This is a genomic window from Zemynaea arenosa (assembly GCF_004614185.1).
GTDB lineage: Bacteria > Pseudomonadota > Gammaproteobacteria > Burkholderiales > Burkholderiaceae_D > Telluria > Telluria arenosa.
The window spans coordinates 58,883-85,519 of sequence record NZ_SPVF01000128.1 but is presented as its reverse complement, the minus strand read 5'-3'; the positions used below and the strand labels follow the sequence as shown (position 1 = coordinate 85,519).

The following is a 26,637-nucleotide window of genomic DNA, read 5'->3' as shown; positions in this document are numbered from 1 at the left end:
TTTCAGTCCTTCTGCGTGGAGTAGGAGACGTTGGCACCGGTGCGCTTGAGGGCGACCAGGAAGGCGTCCGCGAGGCTGGCCTTGGTGACCACGTCTTCCAGATTCACGCCCAAGTGCACGATGGTCTGCGCGATCTGCGGGCGGATGCCGGAAATGATGCAGTCGGCGCCCATCAGGCGAGCCGCGGCCACGGTCTTGAGCAGGTGCTGGGCCACCAGGGTGTCCACGGTGGGCACGCCGGTGATGTCGATGATGGCGATCGAGGCGCCGGTGTCGATGATCTTCTGCAGCAGGTTTTCCATCACCACCTGGGTGCGGGCGCTGTCCAGGGTGCCGATCAGGGGCAGGGCCAGCACGTCGCGCCACAGCTGCACCACCGGGGTCGAGAGCTCGAGCAGCTCCTGCTGCTGGCGCATGATCACCTGCTCGCGCGACTTGGTGAATTCCTCGATGGTGTAGAGGCCCAGCTGGTCGAACAGGTTGCCGGTGTTAGCGGTTTCCTCGACCAGGGTCAGCGGGTCGCTGATGTCCTTGCGCAGCAAGCCAAATACCGGCTCTTTGAGCGAGAAGACGAAGGTCGCGGTCTCGATCGGCGTGTAGCCCTGGCGCACGCGGCTGGCCGAGATCTCGGCCAGCAGATGGCGCACGTCGGCCCAGGCGGCCGTGTTGATGTCATAGGTGCCGCCCTTGGCCACGGCGTTGGCCACCAGCGGAATGAAGCGGGCGGCTTGGGTGCGGGCCTCCGCTTCCCCGGCCTTGTCCCGGCGTACCAGACGCGACAGCATGCCCTCCAGCCATCCTTCCAGCAGGGCACTTTCGTTGTTCTTGAGAACTGTGGCCAGGTGGCCGGTCGTGTTGGCGCTCATGCAGGCTCCCTTCGGTTTTTATATGTGTGCGTTGGACAAAAGACAGCACATTTGGCAAACGTGCATCCTGACGATTGTAGCCGATGGCCCGATTTTTCCTGCGTTCAATTTGTAGGACAACATGCCGTTTCTTTGTAGGCAAAAATAGGAGGTCGCGCGCGCTGCGATCTGGGTAGACTGGCGCTTATTGACGTGATGGAGGCCGTATGGACATGAAGCGGATAAACGCGGGCAAGCTGCGCGCGATCGGCTATGACGCCCGGGATAAAGTCCTCCGGGTCGAGCTGGAAGATGGCTCGGCGCTGGAATACCTGAACGTCGGCGCCGAGCTGTGGCGGCGGTTTTCGACATCCGGCGTGGCCTGGAGTTTTTACCGGGACAATATCGAAGAAGAATTCACCAGCCGCCGGGCAGCCGCGCGCAATGCCGGCGCCGCGCGGGCCGCGCTGGACGATCTCTTCAAACCGCCGGGCGAGTCGTCCTGATGGTTATCGTTTGGGCTGGCGAAACAGGATGTGGACCCAGTTGGCGTGGCGGGGCGTGACCACGTCCTGCATCCGGTTCAGCCACACCGCGCCTTTGGTCGCGACTTTCTGCGCCAGGTTGCGGGGCGGCGGCGGCGTCAGTTTATGCCCGCAGTGAATGCAGGGTTCCTCCTGCCCATACGTCCCATACGGGTTTCCAGCGAAATTCATCAGGGCGGCGGACAGGCCGTTGGTATCGGGCCCCGCCGTCTCTACGTACGTGATTTTCTGCACTTCCAACTGAGGGAACAGCGCCTGCAGCCGCCGCTCATCAAATGAGTTGACGTGCGCCCAGGGCGGATTGACGGCGCCGCAGTGGTAGCAGGTGGTCTGGTCCTTGCGGATATCCTGCTTGTACGGAACGCCGATCAGCACATATTGCCCCGCCACGCGGCTCAATTCCGCGCAGGCCTTGTCCAGCAGGCGGGTGGGAATATGCTCCAGCACCTCGGCACAAAACACCAGGTCGAAATGGCGGTCCGGGAATTGCAGGGCGGTGGCGTCGCCTTGCACGCAGGTGACGCGCGGCGCCGTAAAAGAGGGCTTGTCCAGGTCCAGCGCGGTGACGCGATCGACTTTGCCGGCAAGCGCCTTCGACATATAGCCGTCCCGCGCGCCAATATCGAGGGCCGAATGCAGGCCCGAGGGAATCAGCCGCATCAAATCCGAGAACCGGGCCTGTTCGCGCGGGCTGGCACGGTAATGCTCCATGACCAGGGCGTAGGCGTCTTCCTGTGGGGCGGATGGTAATCCAGTTTCCCTCAGCATCTGCGACATCGGTGTCCTCCACGGTCAATACGGCTCAGGCTGATGGTACAGCGTTTGTACCTTCAGCAATGTGGTATTTTCATCATGAAGGAAAACTACTTCACACCGGTTTAAATCGTAGAAATCGGCGAAATTACATGTTAGTTTACTACTTCACAACTCTCGGAGGCGCCGTGCTCAAACTCGTTTTCGTCCTCGCAGCCTGGATTCCGGCTTTCGCCGCCGCGGCGCCCTATGACATCCGGCATGTGGAACCTTTGAATTGGTGGGTGGGGATGAAACGCACCGAGCTGCAGATCATGGTGCACGGAGAGAATATCAGCGAGTTGCAGCCATCGGTGGCTTATCCCGGCGTACAGATGACCGGCGTGGAACGTACCGACAATCCGAACTTTGTCTTCGTGAATCTGAAGATCGGCAAGGCCGCGCAACCCGGTGAGCTCAAGCTCCAATTCAAGCGCGGGTCTACGGTGGTGACCAGTTATCCCTACCGGCTCGAGGCGCGGCGGCCGCATTCATCCGAACGCCGCGGCTTCGATTCCAGCGACGCGATCTATCTGATTGTGCCAGACCGCTTTTCCAACGCTAACCCGGCCAATGACACGGCCGGCATGCGTGAAGCGGCAGAGCGCAGCAATCCGGTGAGGCGCCACGGCGGCGACCTGGCGGGTATGCAGGCGCAGCTCGATTACGTCCGCAGTCTCGGGTTCACCATGCTGTGGCCGACGCCGGTACTGGAGAATAACCAGCCGCAGTACTCGTACCACGGCTATGCGCTGACCGATTACTACAAGATCGATCCGCGCTTCGGCAGCAATGAGGACTTCCGCACCTTCGTCGCCGCCGCCAATGCGCGCGGGATCGGCGTGATTCACGATGTGGTGCTCAACCATATCGGCACCGGCCACTGGTGGATGCAGGATATGCCCGCAGCGGACTGGATCAACCACGGCACGACATTCGTCCCGACGAATAACCAGCACACGGTGGCGCAGGATATCCACGTGGCGCCGGAAGACAAGGCGCGCTTCTTCGACGGCTGGTTTGTCGAATCAATGCCCGACATGAACCAGCGGAACAAGCTGGTGGCCCGCTACCTTATCCAGAACACGCTGTGGTGGATCGAGTATGCGAATCTCTCCGGCATCCGCGAAGATACTTATTCGTATTCGGATCCCGCCTTTCTGAATGAGTGGAACCGCGCCGTGTTCACGGAATATCCGCGGTTGAATATCGTGGGCGAGGAAATGGACGCGCGGCCGCATATGGTGGCGTACTGGCAGAAGGGCGTCGTCAACCGCACTGGCTTCAAATCGGAACTGCCAACGGTGATGGACTTTCCGCTGACAGACACCGCGCCGGGCGCGCTCACGGCCCCGGAATCGAGCGGACAGGGCCTCATCAAGATCTACGAGATCATCGCGGCTGATTACCTATATGCGGACCCGATGAAGCTGATGGTGTTCCCCGATAACCACGACCGGCCGCGGGTGCTGGCGCAAGTCGATAACAATGTCGACCTGGCGAAGGCGGACGTGATCCTGATGGCGACTACGCGCGGCATTCCGCAGGTGTTCTACGGGACCGAGGTGCTGATCGGCAGCCCGAAAGAACGCAACGACGGCGTGCTGCGCGCCGACATGCCGGGCGGCTGGGCGGGCGATACCGTCAACGCCTTCACCGGCGCCGGGCTGACGGCCGCGCAGCGCGACATGCAGCAGTTCGTGCGCACGCTGTTCAACTGGCGCAAGACGTCCACCGCGGTCACGCGCAGCCAGCTCACGCACTACCTGCCGCGCGACGGGCAGTACGTCTACTTCCGGCACGACGGCAAGCAGACCGTGATGGTGGTGCTGAACAAGAATCCGGCGGCGAGCCAACTGGACCTGAAACGCTTCGCGGGCGTGATCAAGGGCGCGCGGGCCGGACGCAATGTGCTGACCGGCGCTGCCGTGGATTTGACCGGGCCGCTGGCGCTGCCGGCCATGACGTCAGCGGTCATCGAATGGTGAGCGGCGGCGCGGATAGCGCCGGTATGCCCCGCATCGTGGGCGCGCGCGGCCTCGATAGCACCAGCGCGCCCCACATCGAGAACGGAGAGGGCCCCGATAGAACCGGTGCGCCACGCAGCGCGAGCGCAGAGGGCCACGAAAGGGCCAACGCGCCCCACATCGCGAGCGCGGACGACCTCGAAAGCGCAGGCGCGTCACGCAACGCGAGCACGGGTGGCCGCGATAGCGATGATGCTGGACGCAACGCGAGCGCGAGTGGAAGGCGCGTGCTGGTCGCGGGCGGTGTCGGCATCGATACCATCGTGCGCGTGCCCTCGCTGCCGCTGCCGATGGCCGACTCCATCCATGTGCCCGCCGTGCATGACTACGTGGCGCACACCGGCAACGGCGTCGCCCTTGGTTTGCTGGCGCTGGGCCACCGCCCGGTTCTGCTCGACTTCATCGGCGACGACCCGCAAGCGCAGCTGATCCATGCGCGCTACCGCGAGCGCGGCCTTGCATTTGACTACCTCGTCCATGAAAGCGGCACGCGGCGCAGCGTCAACCTGGTCAGCCCGGACGGACGGCGCCTGTCTTTGTACGACGGCCGCCATCCCGACACGCTGCGCATGCCGCGCGAGTTGTACCTGCCGCGCCTGCGCGAGGCCGAGCACGTCCACGTCAGCATCGTGCCGTGGGCGCGCGCGCTGTATGACGACATCGAGGCGCTGGGGCTGCCCGTGTCCACCGACCTGCACGACTGGGACGGCCGGAATCCCTACTACCACGACTTCGCGCACCGTTCGGACATCGTATTCCTCAGCAGCGCGGCTCTTGGCGAAGGTGTGTTCGACGTGATGCGCTCGATTCTTCGCGAGGGCCGCGCACGCGTGGTCGTCGCCACCGCCGGCGCCGGCGGCAGTCACGTGCTCGAACGCGATGACACCGAGATCCGCCACTTCCCCTGCGCCCAGCTCGGTCTTTCTATCGTCGACAGCAACGGCGCCGGCGACGCCTTCTCGTCCGCCTTCCTGCACGCCTGGTTCGAGGGCGCATCCACTGACACCTGCATGCGCACCGCCGCCATCTCCGGCGCCTACGCCTGCGCCTGGCCCGGCACCGCCGAGCGCAGCCTGAGCCGCGAAGAGCTCGCGCGCTTTGACCAGCTACCCTCGATAGTAGGTACCGAAAGATCTCCATAGGTTGCAGAGATCGCTTGGAACTCTTGCGTGACGCACAGTCTAACGGAGCGTCAAGCGGCCACAGCGAAGACGCTGTAGTGGCGCGCACATGGTGTATCGCAGGGAGATACAATCTTGATCAGAAGCTTCGCGGACGAGGGACTGGAGCGTTTCTATCTTACCGGTAGCAAAGCTGGCATCCAGCCGGACCACGCGGGGAAGCTGCGGCGGCAACTCACGGCCCTGGACGGTGCATCGGATCTTGGCCTGATCGACGTACCGGGCTGGCGCTTGCACCGTTTACTCGGTCAGAAAGCTGGCTTCTGGTCGATCCGAGTGAGCGGCAATTGGAGGCTCATCTTTAAGTTTGATGGGCGCGACGCCGACTTGGTCGATTACATCGATTATCACTAGAGAGCTATATGTCACGCATGCATAATCCTGCGCATCCAGGGGAAATCCTGAAGGAAGATGTGCTCCCGGGACTCGGCATAACGGTCACTGAAGCTGCGGCTCAGCTGGGAGTCTCCCGTGTCGCGCTATCACGAGTGGTCAATGGTCGGGCAGGTGTCAGTCCCGAACTCGCCATCCGGCTGGCTCAATGGTTGGGAGGAAATGCTGAGTCATGGTTGCAAATGCAGATGCAACATGACCTTTGGCACGCCGAGCGGAAGACTACTGCTAAAGTACGCCCGGCCAAGCGCACTGAAGCCGCATAAATAGAAAGGCCGCAGAGCTTACGCTCGCGGCCTTTTGGAATTCTTGGGGTGGCTGATGGGACTCGAACCCACGACAACAGGAATCACAATCCTGGACTCTACCAACTGAGCTACAGCCACCATAGAGTACTTCTGCGCCCCACGGAAGAGCGGGACAGCTCGCTATTATACAAGCCGTTTGCTGCAATGGCAAATAAACTGATGGGTGAGGGCGTCAGCCCAGCGAAGGCACTTCGTGCACCGGCGCGTCCACCTGGAGCAGGGTGCGGAAGCCGAAGGACAGCGTCTCGGCCGCGCCGCTGGTGAACCCAGTCAGCGAGCCGCCAGCGCCAGAAGCTGAAGACCGCAGCAGCCCGGCCCCTTCCAGCAACCGCGCCAACTGCCGCGCCACCGCATCCCCGGTATCGACCAGCACCACATGGTGCGCGCCGCGCCGCTGCAGGATGTCTTCGATGGCCTGCTGCACGAACGGGTAGTGCGTGCAGCCCAGGACCAGCGTGTCCGCTCCCGCCGCCAGCATCGGATCGATGAAGCCTTCCAGCAGCGCCACTGTGGCCTCGGACGACAGCTCGCCCAAATCCACCGCATCGGCCAGCCCCGCGCACCCCTGCAGCACGAATTGCGCGCCACTGGTCTCGGTGATCTGGTCCCGCAGCAGCAGGAACTTCTCGCCCGCCAGCGTGGCCTCGGTGGCCATCACGCCGACCTTGCCGCTGCGCGTGGCGGCGGCGCCGGGCTTGAGGCCCGGCTCCACGCCGACGATCGGCATGTCCGGCCATGTGTCGCGCAGCAGCTTGATGGCGGCGACGGTCGCGGTATTGCAGGCCACGACCAGCGCCTTCGCCCCGCGCGCCCGCAGGAAGCGCGCGATGGCGAGCGCGCGTTCCGCCAGCACCTGCTCGGACTTTTCGCCATACGGTGCAAAGGCACCATCGGCGAAGTACAGCAGATCCTCCGCAGGCAGCTGCGCGCGAATATGCCGCAGCACTGACAGTCCGCCGACGCCGGAGTCGAACACGCCAATCGGCGCCAACGCACCGGCAGCATGAAAGGCGCCCGTATCCACGCCACCTTGAACCAGGGCAGCCGACGGAGAAACAGGCGCGTGCGTCATGGCGATTACTGCGCCGCCTTGGCCGCGTTGAGCTGCTCGATGCGCACCGCCCACTCCTTCGGGCCGGTCTGGTGCACCGAGGTGCCGTTCGAATCCACGGCCACCGTCACCGGCATGTCCTTGACCTCGAACTCGTAGATCGCTTCCATGCCCAAGTCCGCGAAGCCGACCACCTTGGCCGACTTGATCGCCTTGGACACCAGATACGCCGAGCCGCCCACCGCCATCAAGTACGCCGATTTGTGCTCCTTGATCGCCTCGATGGCCGCCGGGCCGCGCTCCGCCTTGCCGACCATCGAAATGAGGCCGGTCTTCGCCAGCATCATCTCGGTGAACTTGTCCATGCGGGTCGCGGTGGTCGGGCCGGCCGGGCCCACGACTTCGTCGCGCACCGGGTCAACCGGGCCGACGTAGTAGATCACGCGGTTGGTGAAGTCCACCGGCAGCGGCTCGCCCTTGGCCAGCATGTCCTGGATGCGCTTGTGCGCGGCGTCGCGGCCGGTCAGCATCTTGCCGTTCAGGAGCAGGGTCTGGCCCGGCTTCCACGACGCGACTTCTTCCTTCGTCAGCGTGTCGAGATTCACGCGCTGCGACTTTTCGGTGTCGGCGGTCCACGCCACGTTCGGCCAGGTGGACAGCGCCGGCGGTTCAATGTACGACGGGCCCGAACCATCGAGCACGAAGTGGGCATGGCGGGTCGCTGCGCAGTTCGGGATCATCGCTACCGGCTTGGACGCCGCGTGGGTCGGATACATGTTGATCTTCACGTCCAGCACCGTGGTCAGGCCGCCCAGGCCCTGCGCGCCGATGCCCAGCGCGTTGATCTTGTCGCACAGTTCGATGCGCAGCTCTTCCAGCTTGTTCTGCGGGCCGCGCTGCTTCAGCTCATACATGTCGATGTCGTCCATCAGGGACTCTTTCGCCATCAGCATGGCCTTCTCGGCGGTGCCGCCAATGCCGATGCCCAGCATGCCCGGCGGGCACCAGCCGGCGCCCATCAGCGGCACGGTCTTGAGTACCCAGTCGACCAGCGAGTCGGACGGGTTGAGCATCACGAACTTGGTCTTGTTCTCCGAGCCGCCACCCTTGGCCGCGACCTTCACGTCCACTGTGTCGCCTTCCACCAGTTCCATGTGCACCACGGCCGGGGTGTTGTCCTTGGTGTTCTTGCGCTCGAACTGCGGGTCCGCGACGATCGAGGCGCGCAGCTTGTTGTCCTCGAAGTTGTAGGCCCGGCGCACGCCTTCGTTGATGGCGTCCGTCACGCTGCCGGTGAAGCCTTCGAAGCGCACGTTCATGCCGATCTTGAGGAACACGTTGACGATGCCGGTGTCCTGGCAGATCGGGCGCTTGCCCTCGGCGCACATGCGCGAGTTGGTGAGGATCTGGGCGATGGCGTCCTTCGCGGCCGGGCTCTGTTCCAGCTCGTAGGCGCGCGCCAGGTGCTGGATGTAGTCGGCCGGGTGGTAGTAGCTGATGTACTGCAGGGCGGCGGCGACGGACTCGATCAGGTCATCCTGTTTAATGACGGTCATGGTGGTGCTCTTCGGGTTAGTGATGTTTGGACTGATTCTGGGTCAGCGTGGTGATGCGGTCGGTGTAGGCGATGGCCATGGCCGAGAGCAGGAACACCACGTGAATCACGGTCTGCTGCATGACCACGGTGGGTGCATACGACGCCGCGTTAATGAAGGTTTTCAGCAGGTGGATCGACGAGATGCCGATGATCGCCATCGCCAGCTTGGTCTTCAGCACGGACGCGTTCACGTGCGAGAGCCATTCCGGCTGGTCCGGGTGGCGCTCCAGTCCGAGGCGCGAGACGAAGGTTTCGTAGCCGCCCACGATCACCATGATCAGCAGGTTGGAGATCATGACCACATCGATCAGGCCGAGCACCACGAGCATGATGGTGGTTTCGTTCAGCTTTTCGGGCCGCGGGCTGCCGGGAACGGTGACCGCGTTGAGGATGTGGTCCAGCGCATCGGCATTGCCCATGGCGGCCAGGACGAGGTCCTTGAGCTCCACCCAGAAGTGAAAGACGTACACGCACTGGGCGAGGATCAGGCCGAGGTACAGCGGCAGCTGCAGCCAGCGGCTCATGAAGATCAGGTTGGGGAGCGGGCGGAGTTTTGGAGAGTCGATGGGATCGTGCATGGCGTGATATCGCTGGGCTCAAACCCGGCCATTTTACACGCCCGATGCTGGAAGCGCCCGGCGGGCGGGGGTAAAATCGGCCTGTTGTCAGCCATGACACGCCCACCGCGACCTGTAAGGGCATCGTAAGCGATATACGTTATGGTGATGAGAAAACATTCAACCAACGGAGACAATGATGGCCGGTACAGAGACCCAGCAGGACGGCTTGCAGGAGAACCGCGTGTTCAATCCGCCCGCCGACTTCACCGCCCATGCCGCAATCGCGGGCATGGACGCGTATAACACCCTGTGCGCGGAGGCCGCCGCCGACTACGAGGGCTTCTGGGCCCGCCTGGCGCGCGAGACGGTCAGCTGGCACAAGCCCTTCACCAAGACCCTCAACGAGTCCGAAGCGCCGTTCTACAAATGGTTCGAAGACGGTGAGCTGAATGTCTCGTACAACTGCCTGGACCGCAATCTCGAAAACGGCAACGCGGACAAGACCGCGCTGATCTTCGAGGCGGACGACGGCAAGGTCACCACCGCCACCTACCGCCAGCTGCATGCGCGCGTGTGCCAGTTTGCCAATGGCCTCAAATCGCGCGGCATCAAGAAGGGCGACCGCGTGGTCATCTACATGCCGATGTCGATCGAAGGCGTGGCCGCGATGCAGGCCTGCGCGCGCATCGGCGCCACGCACTCGGTGGTGTTCGGCGGCTTCTCGGCCAAGTCCCTGCAGGACCGCATCATCGACGCGGGCGCCGTGGCCGTGATCACGGCCGATGAGCAGATGCGCGGCGGGAAGCCGCTGCCGCTCAAGGCCATCGTGGACGAAGCGCTCGGCATGGGCGGCTGCGACACCATCCGCGACGTGATCGTCTACAAGCGCACCGGCGGCAACGTGGCCTGGACCGAGGGCCGCGACCTGTGGCTGCACGATGTGATCGATGGCCAAGCCGACCAGTGCGAGCCGGAGTGGGTGGGCGCGGAGCATCCGCTGTTCATCCTCTACACGTCCGGATCGACCGGCACGCCGAAGGGTGTGCAGCATTCGTCCGGCGGCTACCTGCTGTGGGCCGCGCAGACCATGAAGTGGACCTTCGACATCAAGCCGAACGACGTGTTCTGGTGCACCGCCGATATCGGCTGGATCACCGGCCACACCTATGTGGCGTATGGCCCGCTGGCCGTGGGCGCGACGCAGGTGGTCTTCGAAGGCATCCCGACCTTCCCGCACGCGGGCCGGTTCTGGGAGACCATCGCCAAGCACAAGGTCTCGATCTTCTACACCGCGCCGACCGCGATCCGCTCGCTGATCAAGGCGTCGGATACGGACGCCAAGGTCCATCCGAAGAACTTCGACCTTTCCAGCCTGCGCCTGCTGGGCTCCGTCGGTGAGCCGATCAATCCGGAAGCGTGGATGTGGTACTACAAGAACGTGGGCCAGGAACGCTGCCCGATCGTGGACACCTTTTGGCAGACCGAGACCGGTGGCCACATGATCTCGCCGATGCCGGGTGCCACGCCGATGGTGCCGGGGTCTTGCACACTGCCGCTCCCGGGCATCATGGCGGCCATCGTGGACGAGGCGGGGCAGGATGTGCCGAACGGGCAGGGCGGCATCCTGGTGGTCAAGCGCCCGTGGCCGTCGATGATCCGCACCATCTGGGGCAACCCGGAGCGCTTCAAGTCGGGCTACTTCCCGCCGGAGCTGGGCGGCACCCTGTACCTGGCCGGCGATGGCGCCGTGCGCAACAAGGATACCGGCAACTTCACCATCACTGGCCGCATCGACGATGTGCTTAACGTGTCCGGCCACCGCATGGGTACCATGGAGATCGAGTCGGCGCTGGTGGCCAATCCGCTGGTGGCGGAAGCTGCGGTGGTGGGCAAGCCGGATGAAACCACGGGCGAAGCAATTTGCGCCTTCGTGGTCCTCAAGCGCGCCCGCCCGACCGGGGACGAAGCCAAGCAGCTGGCGCAGGAGCTGCGTAACTGGGTGGGCAAGGAGATCGGGCCGATCGCCAAGCCGAAGGAAATCCGCTTTGGCGACAACCTGCCCAAGACCCGCTCCGGCAAGATCATGCGCCGCCTGCTGCGGGTGCTGGCCAAGGACGAGCAGATCACCCAGGACATCTCGACGCTGGAAAACCCGGCCATCCTGGAGCAGCTCAAGCAAGCGATCTAAACCGCGTCCCCGCGCCCCCAGCCCGGCCTGCGCGCCGGGCTTTTTCATGGCTGCCGCCCGAGGGTATCAGTCCAGTTCCCGCGGCGGCATCGGCACCGTGCCGATGTCGATTTCGGGCACGCCCAGGGCGATGGCCAGGGCTCGCTGGGCGGTGGCGACGAAGGTGCGTTCGGCGTCGGGTTGCGCATCCGTGATCAGGTGCGCCGACTGGTGGTGGCCCGCCTGCACCAGCCGGCCAGCGCGGCGCTGCCGTGCCAGCAGCCACAACCCGGCCAAGCGCTGGGTCGGGGTGCGGCCGAGCACCACCACGGGTTCATAGTGATCGGCATGTGAGGCATACCAGCCGAGGACGTAGCTCGGGTGCTGGAAGACGGTCGCGTTCCGGCTCGCGAACAGCAGATCCTGCCATTCGCCGGAACCGGCCAGGGCGCCCAGGCGCGCCAGCGCGGACGCGCCAAACAAGACTTCGGCTGTGACTTGCTGCATCGGTTGTGCAAGAATTAATGAACAAGCAACAATAACCGATCCCAGCGAATCGTTCAAGAATCTATAACGATTTTCAGACGCAGCGCGCCGGGCTCATGGTGGCGCAGCGTATAATCACGCCGCGTTGCACCCCCCTAGCGCGACGGCGGTGTGACCGCTTCGGTCAAGCAGCGCGACAGCCGGTCGAAGTGCGCCAGCGCGGCCTGGGTCAGTTCCACACTTTTGCGGCGCGCATCGTCCGTGTCCGCGAGGAGGAGCCAGCCTTTCTTGCGCATCGAGGTCAGCCGCCCGTGCACCGTGGCGGGCGAGCCCAGTTCCTCGAACGACATCAGTTCCCGCACGCCCAGGGTGTGGCCCGCTTCCTGGCGGGTCACGATGAAGGACAGGATGCGCTCTTCCAGCGCGTCCAGTGGCGCCAGCGAGGGCAGGTCGCGCATGGCCTGGCTGAGGCGGAGGAAGCGGAAATAGATATCCGCGGGGCGGGGCGACTTACTCATCCGGGAGGAGATTTTTGGTGGAGTGGCGACAGGTCAGGATGCATGCGCTCATGCTGCTCATCACGATTTTCTTCTTTCTGGTGCTCTATACGCTCAACGAGTGGCTGTTCCGGTCCTTCGAATTCGGCCCCGGCATCAACTTGATCTACCTGCCGGCCGGCGCCCGCCTGTTGTGCGTGCTGCTGTTTGCCGAGACGGGTGCGGTGGGCCTGCTGATCGTGTCGTGGCTGATCAACTTCCTGGTGCTGTTCCCCGACGAGCCGGTGCGCGCATTTGCCGGCGGGATCGTGGCCGCCGTGGCGCCCTATCTGGCCTACCTGGCCGACCGCCGCCTGTTCGGGCTGCGGCCAACGCTGGCGAACCTGTCGTCGCGGCGGCTGCTGGCCTGCGTCCTGTTCTATTCCATCGCGAGCCCGGTGCTGCACCACCTGTGGTTCGCCCTGCATGGCGATCCGCTGTCCTTGTGGGGGCTGGCGGCCATGTCGGTGGGAGATTGCCTGGGCGCGCTGATCGTCGTCTACTGTGGCCGGCTGATCCTGCGCATCTACACCGCCTGGGCCCACCGTCCGCGCTGAGCAAATTCTATCCGAAAATCACGCTCCCCAACGTAAAACGGCAAGCCCGGAGGCTTGCCGTTTTGGTGGGAGAGAAGAAGACTCAGTCGCGGATTTCGAGCACCCGGTTGAGGCTCAGCGCCGCCAGCGAGCCGCCGGCGCCGGAGAGCAGGTAGACGCTCACGAAGGCCAGGCCGAAGTTGGCCGCCAGGCCGAGGGCCACCACCGGCGCGAACGCCGCGCCCACCAGCCACGCCAGATCCGACGTCAGCGCCGCCCCGGTGTAGCGGAAGCGCGACTCGAAGTTGGCCGTCACCGCACCCGCCGCCTGCCCGTACGAGAAGCCCAGCAGGACGAAGCCGACCAGGATGAACACGTTCTGCCCAAGCTCCCCGCCACTGATCAGCAGCGGCACGAAACCGGAGAACACCGCGATGCCCGTCGCCAGCAAGCCCAGCGTGGTGCGGCGCCCGAGACGGTCCGCGATGAAGCCGGACCCGATGATCGCCGCGATGCACAGGAAGGCGCCGACGATCTGCGTCTCCAGTACGTTGACCACGGCGCGCTCGGTCGAATACAGGTGAATCCACGACAGCGGGAACACCGTCACCAGGTGGAACAGCGCGTAGGAGGCCAGCGCCGCCAGCGCCCCGATCACGATATTGCTGCCCTGGTTACGGATCAGCTCCACAGTGTTGGTCGGCTCCAGCTCACGCTCGTCCAGCAGGTGCGAGTACTCCGGCGTCGACACAAGGCGCAGGCGCGCAAACAGCGCCACCACGTTGATCGCGAACGCCACGTAGAACGGATAGCGCCAGCCCCAGTCCAGGAAGTCCTTCTCGGTCAGCGCCAGCATCATGTACGCGAACACCCCGGCCGCGATGATGAAACCCGTGGGCGCGCCGAGCTGCCCGAGCATGGCGTAGAAGCCGCGCTTTTCCTTCGGCGCGTTGAGCGCCAGGAGCGACGGCAGCCCGTCCCACGAGCCGCCCTGCGCGATGCCTTGCGCCACACGCGCCACCGCCAGGATGCCGATCGCCAGCCCGCCCGCGCTCTGGTAGGAGGGCAGGAAGGCCAGGCCGGCCGTGGCGCTGCCAAGCACCATCAGCGCCACCAGCAGCTTGGCCTCGCGGCTCACTTTCTGCTGCAGGTACATGAAAATAATCGTCCCGAACGGACGCGCGATAAACGACAGCGAGAAGATCGCAAAGGACCACAGCTGCGCTTCCAGCGGCTGCTCGAAAGGGAAGAGCAGCTGGGGGAACACCACCACCGAGGCGATGGCATAGACGAAAAAGTCGAAATATTCGGATGCCCGGCCGATCACCACCCCGACTGCGATCTCGCCCGGGTGCACCAGGCCGTCGCCGCCGCGCGAGTTGACGTTACGTGCGCCGCTGCTACAAGGGCTTGAGCGAAAATCGCTCGAATTTGCTGATTCGGCATGCTGCAATGTTGCCATGATTGCCACTACCTTTCGTCTCCAGTTTCATTTTCGTCGGCTTGTCCGATGGGCAGGTGGGACAAAGTGTCCAATCGACCATGGCGAGCCGTTGGCATTACAGTAGCACGTTATCCCCCAATCCGTAACACTCAAGACCTCCGCATGAAATCTCCGTTAGTTCGCCGTGCCCCGGCGCTGCTGTTGGTAGTTCTTTCGACGCTGCTGGCTGGGTGCAATACGGTGGTGATGAATCCTTCGGGAGACGTGGCGCGCCAGGAAGCGCATCTCGTGGTCCTCGCAACGGTTCTGATGCTGCTGATTATTGTCCCGGTCATCATCCTTATCGTCTTCTTCGCGTGGCGCTACCGCGCCGCCAACAAGGAAGCGAAGTACGAACCCGATTGGGACCACTCCACCGTGCTGGAACTGGTGATCTGGGGCGCGCCGCTCCTCATCATCATCGCCCTCGGCCTGGTGACCTGGATCAGCACCCACCTGCTGGACCCCTACCGCCCCCTGAGCCGCATCGACGCCAAGCGCCCCCTGGCCGCGGACCACAAGCCGCTGGTGGTGCAGGTCGTGGCGATGGACTGGAAATGGCTCTTCATCTACCCGGAGCAGGGCATCGCCACCGTCAATGAGCTGGTGACGCCGGTCGATACGCCGGTGCGCTTCGACATGACCGCCACCTCGGTGATGAACGCGTTCTACATCCCGGAACTGGCGGGCATGGTCTACACGATGCCGTCCATGCAGACCCAGCTCCACGCCGTGATGAACAAGGCCGGCAGCTACGAAGGCTTCTCCTCCAACTACAGCGGCGCGGGCTTCTCGCACATGCGCTTCAAGTACCACGCCGTGAGCGATACGGACTTCGGCAAGTGGGTGCAGGGCGTGAAGGCCGGCGGCGGCGCAATGGACCGCGCCAACTACGCGGTGCTGCTCAAGCCCAGCGAGGCGGATCCGGTCAAGCGCTATGGCGCGGTCGACCCGACCCTGTACACCGCCATCCTCGAACGCTGCGTGAATCCGGGCCAGACCTGTATTTCGCACATGGTGGCCGCCGACGCCGCGCGCGCCAAGATCATTGCCGAGACGTGCACCGACCCGCGCGTCGCCCAGCAAGCCATTCTCTCCCTGAAGAAGCAGCAAAATGTCGCTACTGCAACCAACTGATCATCCTATCCTCGGCCGGCTCGGCTGGGACGCGATCCCGTTCCACGAGCCGATCCTGATCTCCACCTTCGTCATGGTGGCGATCGGTGGCCTGGCCGTCCTCGGCCTAATCACCAAGTACAACCTGTGGGGCCGCCTGTGGCGCGACTGGTTCACCAGCATCGACCACAAGAAGATCGGCATCATGTACATGATCCTCGGCCTGGTCATGTTCCTGCGCGGCTTCGCCGACGCCATCATGATGCGCGCCCATCAGGCACTGGCCTTCGGCGACAACGCCGGCTTCCTGCCGCCGCACCACTACGACCAGGTGTTCACGGCGCACGGCGTGATCATGATCTTCTTCGTCGCCATGCCGCTGGTGACGGGCCTGATGAACTACATCGTCCCGCTGCAGATCGGCGCGCGCGACGTGGCCTTCCCGTTCCTGAATAACTTCTCGTTCTGGATGACCACCATGGGCGCCGTGCTCGTGATGATCTCCCTGTTCGTGGGCGAATTCGCGCGCACCGGCTGGCTGGCGTTCCCGCCGCTGTCCGGCATCCTCGCGAGTCCGGACGTGGGGGTGGACTACTACATCTGGTCATTGCAGATTGCCGGTGTCGGCACGCTGCTCTCGGGCGTCAACTTGATCGTCACCATCGTCAAGATGCGCGCGCCGGGCATGACCCTGATGAAGATGCCGGTCTTCACCTGGACCTCGCTGTGCACCAACGTACTGATCGTCGCCGCCTTCCCGGTGCTGACCGTGACGCTGGCGATGCTGGGCATGGACCGCGTGTTCGGCACCCAGTTCTTCACCAATGACCTGGGCGGCAACCCGATGCTGTACGTGAACCTGATCTGGATCTGGGGCCACCCCGAGGTCTACATCCTGGTGCTGCCGGCCTTCGGCGTGTTCTCGGAAGTGACCGCGACCTTCTGCGGCAAGCGCCTGTTCGGCTACACCTCCATGGTGTATGCGACCGTCGTGATCACCGTGCTGTCCTACCTCGTGTGGCTCCACCACTTCTTCACCATGGGTTCCGGCGCCTCGGTCAACTCGTTCTTCGGCATCACCACGATGATCATCTCGATCCCGACGGGCGCGAAGATCTTCAACTGGCTGTTCACCATGTACCACGGCCGCATCCGTTACGAGCTGCCGATGATGTGGACCATCGCCTTCATGATCACCTTCGTCATCGGTGGCATGACCGGCGTGCTGCTGGCGGTGCCGCCGGCCGACTTCGTGCTCCACAACTCGCTGTTCCTGGTGGCGCACTTCCACAACGTGATCATCGGCGGCGTCCTGTTCGGCATGTTCGCGGCGATTAACTACTGGTGGCCGAAGGCCCTCGGCTTCAAGCTGGATGTCTTCTGGGGCAAGGTCTCGTTCTGGCTGTGGGTGATCGGCTTCTGGGTCACCTTCACGCCGGTGTACATCGAAGGCCTGATGGGCGTGACCCGCCGCGTCTCGCACTTCGACGACTTCGCCCTGCGCCCGTACTTCGTGCTGGCGCTGATCGGCACCGTGATGATTGCGGGCGGTATCGGCGCGATGCTGATCCAGTTCGCCGTCTCCATCATGCGCCGCGAGAAGCTGGCCGACGTGACCGGCGACCCGTGGAATGGCCGTACCCTGGAGTGGTCGACCTCCTCGCCGCCGCCGGACTACAACTTCGCGTTCACCCCGGTGGTGCACGATACCGACACCTATGCGGACATGAAGTCCAACCACTTCAAGCGCCCGACCAGCGGCTTCGTGGACATCCACATGCCGGCCAATACCTGGGCAGGCTTCGTGCTGGCCGCGATCGCAGGCGTGGTGGGCTTTGCCCTGATCTGGCACATGTGGCTCATCGCCGGCGTGTTCTTCGCGGGCCTGGTCGTGACCACCATCGTCCATACCTTCAACTACAAGCGTGACTACTACATCAAGGCGGACGAAGTGGCCCGCGTTGAAGCAGAGCGCACCCGTATGCTGGAAAGCCTGGCCTGAGCATGAGCACTGCAGCTAACACTATCGACACCGCGGACGGCACCGACCTGTCCTCGCGCTACTACGTGGCGCACCACCATCCGGAAAACGGCACCATGCTGGGTTTCTGGATCTACCTGATGAGCGACGTGCTGCTATTCGCCTGCCTGTTCGCCGCGTATGCGGTGCTGGGCCGGGCCTACGGCGGCGGCCCCACCGGCATGGAGCTGTTCGACCTGCCGACCGTGGCGCTGAACACCGCCTTCCTGCTGATGTCGTCGATCACCTACGGGTTCTCGATGATCGCCGCGCAGGACAAGAAGGTGAAGCAGACCATCATCTGGCTGGGCATCACCGGCCTGTTCGGCCTCGCCTTCCTGTACCTGGAGATCGACGAGTTCGTGCACCTGATCCATGAAGGCGCGGGTCCGCAGCGCAGCGCGTTCCTGACCTCGTTCTTCTCGCTGGTCGGCACCCACGGCCTGCACGTGTCGTTCGGCGTGATCTGGCTGGTGACCCTGATGTTCCAGATCGGCCGCCATGGCCTGCACACCGCCAACATGCGCCGCCTGATGTGCCTCTCGATGTTCTGGCACTTCCTGGACGTCGTCTGGATCGGCGTCTTCACCTTTGTCTACCTGATGGGAACCCTGCCATGAGCGCGCACGATACTCATGACCATGCACACGCGCATGACCACAACGGTCATGGCCACGACGATCATCACGATGACCATGGCAGCCATCCGCATGTGAGCTTCAAGGGCTACATGGTCGGCTTCGTGCTGTCCGTGATCCTGACCGCGATTCCGTTCTGGCTCGTGATGCACAAGGTGATCTCCAGCACCAGCGCCACCGCGCTGGTCATCCTGGGCATCGGCGCGGTGCAGATGGTGGTTCACATGATCTACTTCCTGCACCTGACGCCGAGCGCGGAAAAAGGCTGGACCATGCTGTCGACCCTCTTCACCATCATGATGCTGGTGATCGTGATGTCCGGCTCTCTCTGGGTCATGTACCACATGAACCAGAACATGATGCCGGGGATGCACGGCGGCGCTGGCCACGGCGGCCAGATGGAGCACGCCGGGCAGGTGGGCACGGGCGGGCAGACCGCACCGCTGCCGCAGTCCACGCCATGACCGCGGCCCGCACCGGCGGCGGTGCGGCCCAACGTGGACCCGTGGTCCGCGCGGCCGCCGCCGTGGGTGCGGTGCTGGTGGTGCTCACGTTCCTCGCGCTGGGCACCTGGCAGGTCATGCGCCTGCAATGGAAGCGCGACCTCATCGCGCGGGTTGATTCCCGCATCCACATGCCTCCCGCTCCCGCGCCTTTGCTTGGCGTACCAGTGAGCCGGGAAGCGGACGAATACAAGCATGTCCGCCTCGAAGGCAGCTTTCTCGACGAACGCTCGGCCTATGTGATGGCCGTGACGGACCTGGGTTCCGGCTTCTGGGTCGTCACGCCCCTGTGCCGGCCGGATGGCAGCGTGGTGCTGGTCAACCGCGGCTTCGTGGTGACGGCTCCCCCGCGCAAACCGCACGCTGCGGAATCGCCTGCGGCGTGTGCTCCCGGTACCGCCGGCGCTCAGAGTTCGGTCACGGGCCTGCTGCGCATCTCCGAACCCGGCGGCGCCTTCCTCCGCCAGAACAATCCCACCCAGGACCGCTGGTACTCGCGCGACGTGGAGGCCATCGCCGCCGCGCGCGGGCTGCCGCGTGTGGTGCCGTACTTCGTCGATGCCGATCTCGATCCTTCGGTCCCGCGCGCGCCGGGCGTGCCGGTGGGCGGGCTCACGGTCGTCCACTTCAACAACAACCACCTGTCATATGCGCTGACTTGGTATGCTATGGCCCTGCTGTCGGCCGGTGCCTTCGTTTGGATGGCCCGGAACGGACGGCGCCGCGACCAACTCAACGACTGACGCATGCCGCTTTCCTCACCGCTGAACGTCCCGCCACGGGACGTCCCGGGCCCGCTCATCGCGCCCACCGAGACTGCCGTCGATTCGGCCGCCGGCCACAAGATCATGCAGCAGCTGATCCACCTGCGCTGGATCGCGGTGGTGGGGCAGATCGCGACCATCGTCTTTGTTACGCAAGTCTTCCGCATCCGGCTGCCGATCGCCGAGATGTGCATGGTGCTGGCGGTGCTCATCGCCTTCAACGTGGGCAGCCATCTGCGCTGGCACGAGAAGCGCGAGGTGTCCTACCCGGAGCTGTTCTTTGCGCTGCTGGTGGATGTGGCGGGGCTCACGCTGCTGCTGTACTTCAGCGGCGGGATCGTCAATCCGTTTGCCTTCCTGTTCCTGCTGCAGGTGAGTATCGGCGCGGTGATGCTGCGGCGGCGTGGGGCGTGGGCGATTGCGGGCATCACGCTGCTCTGTTTGAGCGGGCTGGCGATTCACTCGCTGCCGCTGCAATGGCCGTTCGACCCCGAGCGCGGCATCGAGTCGCTGTACATCCAGGGCATGCTGCTGTGCTTCGCGCTCAATGGCGGCCTGCTGGTTTACTTCATTACGCGTATCATGAGCAGCTTGCGCGACCGCGATGCGCAGCTGGCCGAGCTGCGGCAGCGCGCCGTGGAGGAAGAGCACATCGTGCGCATGGGCCTACTCGCATCGGGCGCGGCGCACGAACTGGGCACGCCGCTGGCGACGCTCTCCGTGATCCTCGGCGACTGGAAGCGGCTGCCCGAGATCCGCAAGCACCCGGACCTGCTGGAAGAAGTGGGCGAAATGCAGACGCAGCTCGCGCGCTGCAAGTCCATCGTCAGCGCGATTCTGCTGTCCGCAGGCGAGACGCGCGGCGAATCGTCCAAACGCACCACGGTGCGCGGCTTTCTCGATACGCTGGTGGAGGAGTGGCGTGCGTCACGGCAGGTCGAGGCGTTCGAGTACACGAATGCCATCGAACCCGGACTGCCCGCCGTCTTCGACGAGACGGTGCGGCAGATGATCTGGAATGTGCTCGATAATGCGTTCGAGGCATCGCCCGCGTGGCTGCGCTTCGAGGCGCAGCGGGACGATTCCAGGCTGGTGCTGCGGGTGAGCGACCGCGGACCGGGCTTCGATCCCGACATCCTCGCGCAGTTTGGCAAGCCGTATGCGTCCAGCAAAGGGCAGCCGGGGCGCGGGCTCGGGCTGTTCCTGGTCGTGAACGTGGCGCGCACGCTCGGTGGCAGCGTGGTCGCGCGCAACCGGGAAGAGGGCGGGGCGGTGGTCGAGTTGACACTGCCGCTGGCCAGTATCGATAGTGGGAGTGGAGTACAGGTGTGATGTCTGAGCTGGATGACGTGAACGAGGAACGCGCGCTGCTGCTCGTCGAGGACGACGAGGCCTTCGCGCGCACGCTCGGGCGCTCGTTCGAGCGGCGCGGGTACGTGGTGCGCAACGCGGCCAGCGTGGAAGAGGTGCAGCAGGTGCTGGAGGAGTTCTCGCCGGGGTATGCGGTGGTGGACCTGAAGCTGAAGAACGGCACGTCCGGTCTCGCGTGCGTGCAGGCGCTGAACCAGCACGATCCCGAAATGCTGATCGTGGTGCTCACTGGCTTTGCGTCGATTGCGACTGCGGTGGAGGCGATAAAGCTGGGCGCGTGCCAGTACCTCGCCAAGCCATCCAACACGGACGACATCGAGGCCGCCTTCGGCCACGTCGCGGGGGCGCAGGAGGTGGAGCTGACCAACCGGCCGACTTCAGTGAAGACTCTGGAATGGGAGCACATCCACGCGGTTCTGGCGGAGACGGACTTCAACATCTCCGAGGCCGCGCGGCGGCTGGGCATGCACCGCAGGACGCTGGCGCGGAAGCTGGAGAAACAGCGGGTGAAGTGAGGGCTACGTCCCGGTGTGGCGTGGCCGCGCGCCGTGGAGCAAAAGTGCTGGTACTCAGCAGATTTCTTGCTATAATATGCGGCTTCCCAACCATGGGACCCCATCAGGAGAGATGGATGAGTGGTTTAAGTCGCACGCCTGGAAAGCGTGTATAGGTTCATAGCCTATCGGGGGTTCGAATCCCCCTCTCTCCGCCAGGATATCGTTCAGCTTGATAGCCGGACATCAAAAAAAACCGCCGTTCTCCCTATGAGACGGCGGTTTTTTTGTTCTGTCTCGTCCTGGCAAATTCGGCCGCATTCGAGACTTTTGGGGAACTGGGAAAGGACATCGCTGTCCAACCAGGTGTTCGATATCCCCAAAAATGCCAAAGATCGTCCGCCCGCTGACCGATGCCGAGGTCCGCAATGCCAAGCCAGCCGAGACAGCGTACAAGCTGTTCGACGGTGACGGCCTGTACCTCGAAGTGACGACGCACGGCCGCAAGTTCTGGCGCTTCAAATATCGCCGTCCTGATGGACTTGAGAACCGGCTTTCGTTCGGGCGCTATCCCGAGATCTCGCTGGCCACAGCGCGTGAGAAGCGCGCCGACGCGCGTGCAGTGCTCGCACAGGGGATCGATCCCGCCGTTGCGCGTAGCCTCGCACTGGCCGCCGAAGCGCTGGCGCTTGGGCCAACGTTCGAAGCGGTCGCACGCGAGTGGCACGACGTCCAGAGCGACAATTGGACGCAGCGCACGAGGGACAACATCATTCGCCAGCTGGAGCGCGACATCTTCCCCGAGATCGGCAGCATGCGTCTGAAGCAGATCGCAACCGTCGATGTGCTGCGTGCCGTCCGCAAGATCGAGAGCCGCGGCGTGCGCGAGACGGCCCACCGAATCACGGCCAACGTGAATCGCATCTTCATCTTCGCCGTGCACTCAGGGCTCATTGATCGCAATCCCGCCGACCACCTGGTGATGGTACTGAAGCCCGCCAACGAGCAGCACTTCGCAGCGATCGGGCCTGACGACCTGCCGCAATTCCTGCGTGCCCTGGCCTCCAACGAAGCGCGGATGGGACACGTGGTGCGCATCGCGATGCGCCTCATGATGCTGGTCTTCGTGAGAACAAGTGAATTCATTGAGACGCCGTGGAGCGAGATCGACCTCGAACATGGCCGGTGGATCATCCCCTGGCAGCGCATGAAGATGGGGCGGCGGAAGGTCAAGCCGATCAAGGTCGATCACGATACCTGTTTGCCGCGTCAAGCCGTCGATCTGCTGCGAGTGCTCTATACCTACACAGGCGCAGGTAAGTACCTTTTCCCGAATCAGCGGACACTTGATGAACCAATCAGTAACAACACCTTGCTGGCCGCGCTTGATCGGATGGGATACAAGAAGCAGATGACAGGCCACGGCTTCCGCGCACTTGCGATGACGACGTTGAAGGAGCGCCTGGGCTACCGACACGAGGTGGTGGACCGGCAGCTGGCTCACGTCCCGAAAGACAAGCTCGAAAGCGCCTATGATCGGGGCGCGTACTTTGACGAGCGCCGGCGGATGATGCAGGACTGGGCGGACTATCTCGAGAAGTTGGAGCTTGAGGCGCTGGGCCGCCGTCCGGCGTGAGGCACTTCCGCTGCATCACTGTTTTTGCTCTGCTTTGATGCCTCGGTAGCAGCCAACGATCAGCCAGATCAAGACGACGATGGACGCGGCATCGAATGCCAGAAGCACATCGGTAAGCAACTGTCCCATGATCGAATCCTCCTTCGCCTATCTGACGGTCACGATCACCGTTAGTTCGAAAATCCCGGCTTATTTGACGGGGGATTTCTGCGTTCGCACGACTCGCTCATGTGGCAGAATGGTCGAGCAAACCCGGTGGGATCGCCCCGCCACTTCTTGGGATCGCCCCAAGCGTTGCGCTCGTTACGCGCCTTCTCGATAGCTGGTCAAGAACCGGCTGACACTCCAGGCAGCATCGACTGCCACTTCAGCACCGCGGTTGCGCAAGACGCACCGCGCTCTCAGTCCGCAGGCCGCGAGCTTGCTTTCCATTCGCCCAGCTTGCAGCGGGCGCTAGCACGCACGAGGCGTACTTCTCCTTGTGGCCACGTGCGTGTCCCGCGCGTCGTTACTGGCGGCCCGGCTGCCAGTGACGACGCGCTAGCGCTAGCGTCCTGCTTCGCAAGCAGGGTGATTGCAGCAAGTGACGAAGGTAAGTGACGAGCTTCGACCTCGCACCTACCGGGCTCATTGAACCTGCTTGCCGTCCCCTTGCTTCCTCGGGAGCCGACTCGTGCACAAGGTGCACTCCATGGACCCTGGGTCATTGGTCCCCGCTGTCCGGCCCCGCCGGCCGCGGCGCCACACACGCATGCGGCGTGGGCAGGCAGTGCAGCAGTTCCGCATACACGGGAGTGGTGTCCCGTTGCCTTCAACTCCCCATCTCGTCAAGGCGAGCTGGGCGGCAAAAAACACTAACCTGACTTTTCTACACCAACCCGTTGTGATCAGTATGAAGCCGATTCTGGCTCGTTCGTAAAGTGTGCTCTGGCTACCCTCTTAAGCTAAAGAGCGGGTGCGATGCACAGAACAAGAGAAGCACCGTGACGCTGTCAATATGAAAAATAGCAATGCCACTAACAGAAAGGAATCAATTCTGTTAAATTGCCTGAGAGTCAGTCAATTGATGAAAGGCACATCTGTGGCGGCGAATCAGAAACCTAAGCGCGCCCTATTGGCGTATTGCGCTCTCGCGCAGAAGCTCAGCACTCCAGGAGTGGGTATAGCAGACGCACTCGTTCCATTTCTGGCAGAGGCCTGTGCTGAACTGGAAGGACAACTTTTCGATGCCGAAAAATTCTCGGGCGCTGTTGCAGCGCGATTCGGCTTCAAGATACCAAGACTCGCGGCGCTCGGATTAACTGAACTGCTTTTTAAACATAAACTCCTAGAGCTGGTTTCCTCAACAGGGTCTTCGGCCGTTTATAGACACCGACGGCGGAGCCAAGCAGAAGACCAGCAGGTAAGTGCGGTAACTGAGGCGCAAATCGATGGCGTTCTCCTCGAATTCGCGAAGTTTTGCCAGAACGATGAGCGACTCAAGGGTTTGGCTAGGGAGTCCTTGGATGCTGCTTTTCTCGCCCGTTTGCTCAATGTTGATTCGATGCGGTTGCTGGGACGAAAAGAGGGCGGGATAGCGGTAAAGAAGAGTGCTAGTACGATAGTTCTCGACCCGCTAAAGAATCAGGATTCCGCGCAGACCTCCAAGGAAGAGCTGCATTTGGACTATATGATGTCCCAGTTCCTGCTGGACCTCCAGGCGAAGAATGGCGCGGTCTTCGAGCTAGTGTCTGACATTGCGTTCGCGAACATGGCTGCCGAGGCTATCGCGTGCTTCTGCGAGCCAAGCGACGAACAGAGTTCCTTGGATGGACTTACCGTATATCTTGACTCTCCCCTCCTACTCGACATGTTGGGCGTCAACTCAGAATACACCGAGTACGGTAAGGAATTGCTGGCGACAATCAAGAGCAGCGGAGCCGTCCCTGCAATTCTGGACCATTGCGTACTTGAAGCCGAGGCAGCTGTCACAGCACGACTTGGTTATCTTAGGTCTGGTGTCAACACAAACGCAATCAAGTGGGGTACCTCGGCGCAGCCAGACTTGTTGAGTGCTCTAGCTGGGAATGTCGGGAAACGTGCTTATGAGCGGCTCGGAATAGAAGTTCACCGGGACCCGGATACTGGTCTACTACATCGGCGATCCCCAACCGCAGTAGGCAGTATTGAAACGGAGATTCGGTCACGGATGCAGCATTGGCGCAACGTGGATGCACAGGACCATGATCGGAAGTCAATCTGGTCCCTCTTGGCGATTCGAGATACTACGGTTCCCTGTCCAAAAATCTGCGACTCCAAGTGGATTTTTGTGACTCGCAATACAGCGTTAGTGTCGATAGCGAATGACTCCTGGGCCACGTGGCTATCTGATACGACCAAACATAGCGCGGTTCACGTTCAGAAGTGGTCGCCGATCTCGATGTCGGACAAACAGTTTGCCGGCTACATTTGGGCGAGAGAAGGCGGCGGAATTTCGTCGATTCCGAAAGCGCGTTTGTTAGCGAACTGTTCTGCAGCAGTTCGGCCGCGTGCGGATGTCAAAGCAAAGGCCTACAACTTGGTCCTTGAAATGAATGGAAAAGATGAGGCCGACGACCTTGCTGCCCTTTTTGAGGATCGAGAAGGCGCGAAGTCTTTGATGCGAGCCACCGGTGGCGATCCAGAAGATGTTACTGCCGAGCGTCTTCCCTATATCATTGATCAAGTAAAGTTAGCAGCTGGGGAATTTGCGGCGGAGCGAGCTAGAGAAGAAGCCGCACTCGAAATGCTTGCAAAGGAAGAGGCTCACAGAGCCGAAGTCGAGCGCGTTCGCCTTGAATCCGAAGCCCTTATCAAGTTGCGCGAGAGGGAAAAGCTTGAGGTTGAGGAGAGATCTGACCGCGAAAGAAAGGACGCAGAAGCAAAATTGCTGCAAGAGCAGCAAGAACGGGAGAATCTCGCATCGATAAATCGCGAACTTCTTTCTGAGCGAGCTCAACGCGAGAATGCTGAGAAAAGGAGGATTAACGATGTGTTGCGCGAAGGTTTCCATTTTGGGCTTAGTTGCTACAGGAGGATGCGCTGGCTTATCGTTGCATTTTACGGCGCGCTAGTCGTGTACGCCGCGTGGGCCGCTGCTGACAGTCCTTGGACCGCATTTATCATTACGACGTTGCTAAGCGTTGGGGGATTTTGGTTTGTACCGAATATTCTCCACAAACCGCTGCAGAAGGTGGCGTATCGAGAGCTGGAGCGCTTTGTCTCGCTAAAGGATCGTACCATCCAAATCCCGCCTAGCAGGCCAAATTTCGAGGATGCTGGCTGGGAAGCGCTTGATGAGTCAATCGGTACGCATGAAAATTGACGTCCACTATTCGTACTGCGATTAGCGGTGGCGCCGGTCTCTGTGCGCCGCAGGTGCAGCGGCGCAGATGTGGGCGGTTGAAACCGGTTGAGTTGCCCGTAGAGTTAGTGCGCTAGTCTGAAGGGGGCGCTTTTTATATGCTGTTCCGTCGTTATCAGCGCCCGTGATATCTTATCGGGAATGTGAATTTCCGTTGCTTATGGTCAACGTATAGGGACACCGTTGGGGGCAAAAAAAGATCTTGA

Annotated in this window: 24 protein-coding genes and 2 tRNA genes; 17 read left to right on the top strand and 9 right to left on the bottom strand. The window is 62.7% G+C overall.

Annotated elements, in window-relative coordinates:
• Positions 1-2: 2 nt before the first annotated feature.
• Entirely contained in the window at positions 3-866 is an 864-nt protein-coding gene (locus E4L96_RS10115; RefSeq protein ID WP_135207082.1) for an STAS domain-containing protein, read from the bottom strand.
• A gap of 206 nt (positions 867-1,072) precedes the next feature.
• Between E4L96_RS10115 and E4L96_RS10110 the strand changes: the two genes are divergently transcribed.
• Entirely contained in the window at positions 1,073-1,351 is a 279-nt protein-coding gene (locus E4L96_RS10110) for a KTSC domain-containing protein (protein ID WP_135207081.1), read from the top strand.
• Positions 1,352-1,354: 3 nt separating this feature from the next.
• Here E4L96_RS10110 and E4L96_RS10105 read toward each other — a convergent pair whose 3' ends face one another.
• Complete coding sequence (locus tag E4L96_RS10105; RefSeq protein ID WP_220433414.1) at positions 1,355-2,167, bottom strand: class I SAM-dependent methyltransferase; 813 nt, start codon at positions 2,165-2,167, stop codon at positions 1,355-1,357.
• 2 nt (positions 2,168-2,169) lie between these two features.
• Between E4L96_RS10105 and E4L96_RS10100 the strand changes: the two genes are divergently transcribed.
• From E4L96_RS10100 to E4L96_RS10085, 4 genes are all read left to right on the top strand, one after another.
• Positions 2,170-4,170, top strand: coding sequence for a glycoside hydrolase family 13 protein (locus tag E4L96_RS10100; RefSeq protein WP_229414378.1), 2,001 nt, complete (start codon positions 2,170-2,172; stop codon positions 4,168-4,170).
• Between the two features lie 23 nt (positions 4,171-4,193).
• A complete protein-coding gene (locus E4L96_RS24570) occupies positions 4,194-5,351 on the top strand; it encodes a carbohydrate kinase family protein (RefSeq protein WP_267874326.1) in 1,158 nt (385 codons plus the stop codon).
• Positions 5,352-5,465: 114 nt separating this feature from the next.
• Entirely contained in the window at positions 5,466-5,744 is a 279-nt protein-coding gene (locus E4L96_RS10090) for a type II toxin-antitoxin system RelE/ParE family toxin (RefSeq protein WP_135207080.1), read from the top strand.
• Positions 5,745-5,752: 8 nt separating this feature from the next.
• Positions 5,753-6,049 (top strand): HigA family addiction module antitoxin, encoded by a 297-nt coding sequence (locus E4L96_RS10085; RefSeq protein WP_135207079.1) that lies wholly within the window; start codon positions 5,753-5,755, stop codon positions 6,047-6,049.
• Between the two features lie 44 nt (positions 6,050-6,093).
• Here E4L96_RS10085 and E4L96_RS10080 read toward each other — a convergent pair.
• The 4 genes from E4L96_RS10080 to E4L96_RS10065 form a co-directional block, all read right to left on the bottom strand.
• Positions 6,094-6,169, bottom strand: a tRNA-His gene (locus E4L96_RS10080).
• A gap of 94 nt (positions 6,170-6,263) precedes the next feature.
• Complete coding sequence (murI, locus tag E4L96_RS10075) at positions 6,264-7,163, bottom strand: glutamate racemase (protein WP_135207078.1); 900 nt, start codon at positions 7,161-7,163, stop codon at positions 6,264-6,266.
• A 5-nt stretch (positions 7,164-7,168) separates the two neighbouring features.
• On the bottom strand, positions 7,169-8,698 hold the full coding sequence (locus tag E4L96_RS10070; protein WP_135207077.1) for a fumarate hydratase: 1,530 nt from the start codon (positions 8,696-8,698) through the stop codon (positions 7,169-7,171).
• A 16-nt stretch (positions 8,699-8,714) separates the two neighbouring features.
• Entirely contained in the window at positions 8,715-9,317 is a 603-nt protein-coding gene (locus tag E4L96_RS10065) for a TIGR00645 family protein (RefSeq protein ID WP_135207076.1), read from the bottom strand.
• A gap of 178 nt (positions 9,318-9,495) precedes the next feature.
• On the opposite strand from E4L96_RS10065, the gene acs reads away from it, so the two are divergent.
• On the top strand, positions 9,496-11,487 hold the full coding sequence (gene acs, locus E4L96_RS10060; protein ID WP_135207121.1) for an acetate--CoA ligase: 1,992 nt from the start codon (positions 9,496-9,498) through the stop codon (positions 11,485-11,487).
• Between the two features lie 66 nt (positions 11,488-11,553).
• Here acs and E4L96_RS10055 read toward each other — a convergent pair whose 3' ends face one another.
• Positions 11,554-11,973, bottom strand: coding sequence for a GNAT family N-acetyltransferase (locus E4L96_RS10055; RefSeq protein ID WP_135207075.1), 420 nt, complete (start codon positions 11,971-11,973; stop codon positions 11,554-11,556).
• A 134-nt stretch (positions 11,974-12,107) separates the two neighbouring features.
• The gene (locus tag E4L96_RS10050) at positions 12,108-12,470 is read right to left on the bottom strand and encodes a winged helix DNA-binding protein (RefSeq protein WP_135207074.1); all 363 of its coding nucleotides are present in this window, start codon (positions 12,468-12,470) and stop codon (positions 12,108-12,110) included.
• A gap of 50 nt (positions 12,471-12,520) precedes the next feature.
• Here E4L96_RS10050 and E4L96_RS10045 point away from each other — a divergent pair, with 50 nt between their 5' ends.
• On the top strand, positions 12,521-13,045 hold the full coding sequence (locus E4L96_RS10045; RefSeq protein ID WP_135207073.1) for a hypothetical protein: 525 nt from the start codon (positions 12,521-12,523) through the stop codon (positions 13,043-13,045).
• Between the two features lie 82 nt (positions 13,046-13,127).
• On the opposite strand, the gene E4L96_RS10040 is transcribed toward E4L96_RS10045, so the two are convergent.
• On the bottom strand, positions 13,128-14,486 hold the full coding sequence (locus E4L96_RS10040; RefSeq protein ID WP_135207072.1) for an MFS transporter: 1,359 nt from the start codon (positions 14,484-14,486) through the stop codon (positions 13,128-13,130).
• 144 nt (positions 14,487-14,630) lie between these two features.
• Here E4L96_RS10040 and cyoA point away from each other — a divergent pair, with 144 nt between their 5' ends.
• The 10 genes from cyoA to E4L96_RS09990 all read left to right on the top strand — a co-directional run bounded on the left by cyoA (position 14,631) and on the right by E4L96_RS09990 (position 26,392).
• Positions 14,631-15,644 carry a ubiquinol oxidase subunit II gene (cyoA, locus tag E4L96_RS10035; protein ID WP_135207071.1) on the top strand — a complete coding sequence of 338 codons (1,014 nt, stop codon included), beginning with the start codon at positions 14,631-14,633 and terminating at the stop codon, positions 15,642-15,644.
• Positions 15,622-17,625: a cytochrome o ubiquinol oxidase subunit I gene (cyoB, locus tag E4L96_RS10030; RefSeq protein WP_135207070.1), complete on the top strand. Its 2,004-nt coding sequence runs from the start codon at positions 15,622-15,624 to the stop codon at positions 17,623-17,625. The genes cyoA and cyoB overlap by 23 nt, the downstream gene beginning before the upstream one ends.
• Positions 17,626-17,627: 2 nt before the next feature.
• Complete coding sequence (gene cyoC, locus E4L96_RS10025; RefSeq protein ID WP_135207069.1) at positions 17,628-18,263, top strand: cytochrome o ubiquinol oxidase subunit III; 636 nt, start codon at positions 17,628-17,630, stop codon at positions 18,261-18,263.
• Complete coding sequence (cyoD, locus tag E4L96_RS10020; RefSeq protein ID WP_135207068.1) at positions 18,260-18,745, top strand: cytochrome o ubiquinol oxidase subunit IV; 486 nt, start codon at positions 18,260-18,262, stop codon at positions 18,743-18,745. Before cyoC ends, cyoD begins: the two co-directional genes overlap by 4 nt.
• Positions 18,742-19,527 carry an SURF1 family protein gene (locus E4L96_RS10015; protein ID WP_135207067.1) on the top strand — a complete coding sequence of 262 codons (786 nt, stop codon included), beginning with the start codon at positions 18,742-18,744 and terminating at the stop codon, positions 19,525-19,527. Before cyoD ends, E4L96_RS10015 begins: the two co-directional genes overlap by 4 nt.
• Positions 19,528-19,530: 3 nt before the next feature.
• Positions 19,531-20,880, top strand: a complete 1,350-nt coding sequence (locus E4L96_RS10010; protein WP_135207066.1) for an ATP-binding protein — start codon at positions 19,531-19,533, stop codon at positions 20,878-20,880.
• Positions 20,880-21,434: a response regulator transcription factor gene (locus E4L96_RS10005; RefSeq protein ID WP_370660738.1), complete on the top strand. Its 555-nt coding sequence runs from the start codon at positions 20,880-20,882 to the stop codon at positions 21,432-21,434. The genes E4L96_RS10010 and E4L96_RS10005 overlap by 1 nt, the downstream gene beginning before the upstream one ends.
• Before the next feature lie 106 nt (positions 21,435-21,540).
• A tRNA-Ser gene (locus E4L96_RS10000) sits at positions 21,541-21,631 on the top strand.
• A gap of 167 nt (positions 21,632-21,798) precedes the next feature.
• Complete coding sequence (locus tag E4L96_RS09995; protein WP_135207065.1) at positions 21,799-23,049, top strand: tyrosine-type recombinase/integrase; 1,251 nt, start codon at positions 21,799-21,801, stop codon at positions 23,047-23,049.
• A gap of 997 nt (positions 23,050-24,046) precedes the next feature.
• Positions 24,047-26,392 carry an MAP7 domain-containing protein gene (locus tag E4L96_RS09990; RefSeq protein WP_135207064.1) on the top strand — a complete coding sequence of 782 codons (2,346 nt, stop codon included), beginning with the start codon at positions 24,047-24,049 and terminating at the stop codon, positions 26,390-26,392.
• Positions 26,393-26,637 lie beyond the last annotated feature (245 nt).

Excerpts from the sequence above, each read along its gene's own strand:
- E4L96_RS10115 (WP_135207082.1), bottom strand. The coding sequence starts at position 866 with ATGAGCGCCAACACGACCGGCCACCTGGCCACAGTTCTCAAGAACAAC.
- E4L96_RS10110 (WP_135207081.1), top strand. The coding sequence starts at position 1,073 with ATGGACATGAAGCGGATAAACGCGGGCAAGCTGCGCGCGATCGGCTAT.
- E4L96_RS10105 (WP_220433414.1), bottom strand. The coding sequence starts at position 2,167 with ATGTCGCAGATGCTGAGGGAAACTGGATTACCATCCGCCCCACAGGAA.
- E4L96_RS24570 (WP_267874326.1), top strand. The coding sequence starts at position 4,194 with ATGCCCCGCATCGTGGGCGCGCGCGGCCTCGATAGCACCAGCGCGCCC.
- E4L96_RS10085 (WP_135207079.1), top strand. The coding sequence starts at position 5,753 with ATGTCACGCATGCATAATCCTGCGCATCCAGGGGAAATCCTGAAGGAA.
- murI (WP_135207078.1), bottom strand. The coding sequence starts at position 7,163 with ATGACGCACGCGCCTGTTTCTCCGTCGGCTGCCCTGGTTCAAGGTGGC.
- E4L96_RS10070 (WP_135207077.1), bottom strand. The coding sequence starts at position 8,698 with ATGACCGTCATTAAACAGGATGACCTGATCGAGTCCGTCGCCGCCGCC.
- E4L96_RS10065 (WP_135207076.1), bottom strand. The coding sequence starts at position 9,317 with ATGCACGATCCCATCGACTCTCCAAAACTCCGCCCGCTCCCCAACCTG.
- acs (WP_135207121.1), top strand. The coding sequence starts at position 9,496 with ATGGCCGGTACAGAGACCCAGCAGGACGGCTTGCAGGAGAACCGCGTG.
- E4L96_RS10055 (WP_135207075.1), bottom strand. The coding sequence starts at position 11,973 with ATGCAGCAAGTCACAGCCGAAGTCTTGTTTGGCGCGTCCGCGCTGGCG.
- E4L96_RS10050 (WP_135207074.1), bottom strand. The coding sequence starts at position 12,470 with ATGAGTAAGTCGCCCCGCCCCGCGGATATCTATTTCCGCTTCCTCCGC.
- E4L96_RS10045 (WP_135207073.1), top strand. The coding sequence starts at position 12,521 with ATGCTGCTCATCACGATTTTCTTCTTTCTGGTGCTCTATACGCTCAAC.
- E4L96_RS10040 (WP_135207072.1), bottom strand. The coding sequence starts at position 14,486 with ATGGCAACATTGCAGCATGCCGAATCAGCAAATTCGAGCGATTTTCGC.
- cyoA (WP_135207071.1), top strand. The coding sequence starts at position 14,631 with ATGAAATCTCCGTTAGTTCGCCGTGCCCCGGCGCTGCTGTTGGTAGTT.
- cyoB (WP_135207070.1), top strand. The coding sequence starts at position 15,622 with ATGTCGCTACTGCAACCAACTGATCATCCTATCCTCGGCCGGCTCGGC.
- cyoC (WP_135207069.1), top strand. The coding sequence starts at position 17,628 with ATGAGCACTGCAGCTAACACTATCGACACCGCGGACGGCACCGACCTG.
- cyoD (WP_135207068.1), top strand. The coding sequence starts at position 18,260 with ATGAGCGCGCACGATACTCATGACCATGCACACGCGCATGACCACAAC.
- E4L96_RS10015 (WP_135207067.1), top strand. The coding sequence starts at position 18,742 with ATGACCGCGGCCCGCACCGGCGGCGGTGCGGCCCAACGTGGACCCGTG.
- E4L96_RS10010 (WP_135207066.1), top strand. The coding sequence starts at position 19,531 with ATGCCGCTTTCCTCACCGCTGAACGTCCCGCCACGGGACGTCCCGGGC.
- E4L96_RS10005 (WP_370660738.1), top strand. The coding sequence starts at position 20,880 with ATGTCTGAGCTGGATGACGTGAACGAGGAACGCGCGCTGCTGCTCGTC.
- E4L96_RS09995 (WP_135207065.1), top strand. The coding sequence starts at position 21,799 with ATGCCAAAGATCGTCCGCCCGCTGACCGATGCCGAGGTCCGCAATGCC.
- E4L96_RS09990 (WP_135207064.1), top strand. The coding sequence starts at position 24,047 with ATGAAAAATAGCAATGCCACTAACAGAAAGGAATCAATTCTGTTAAAT.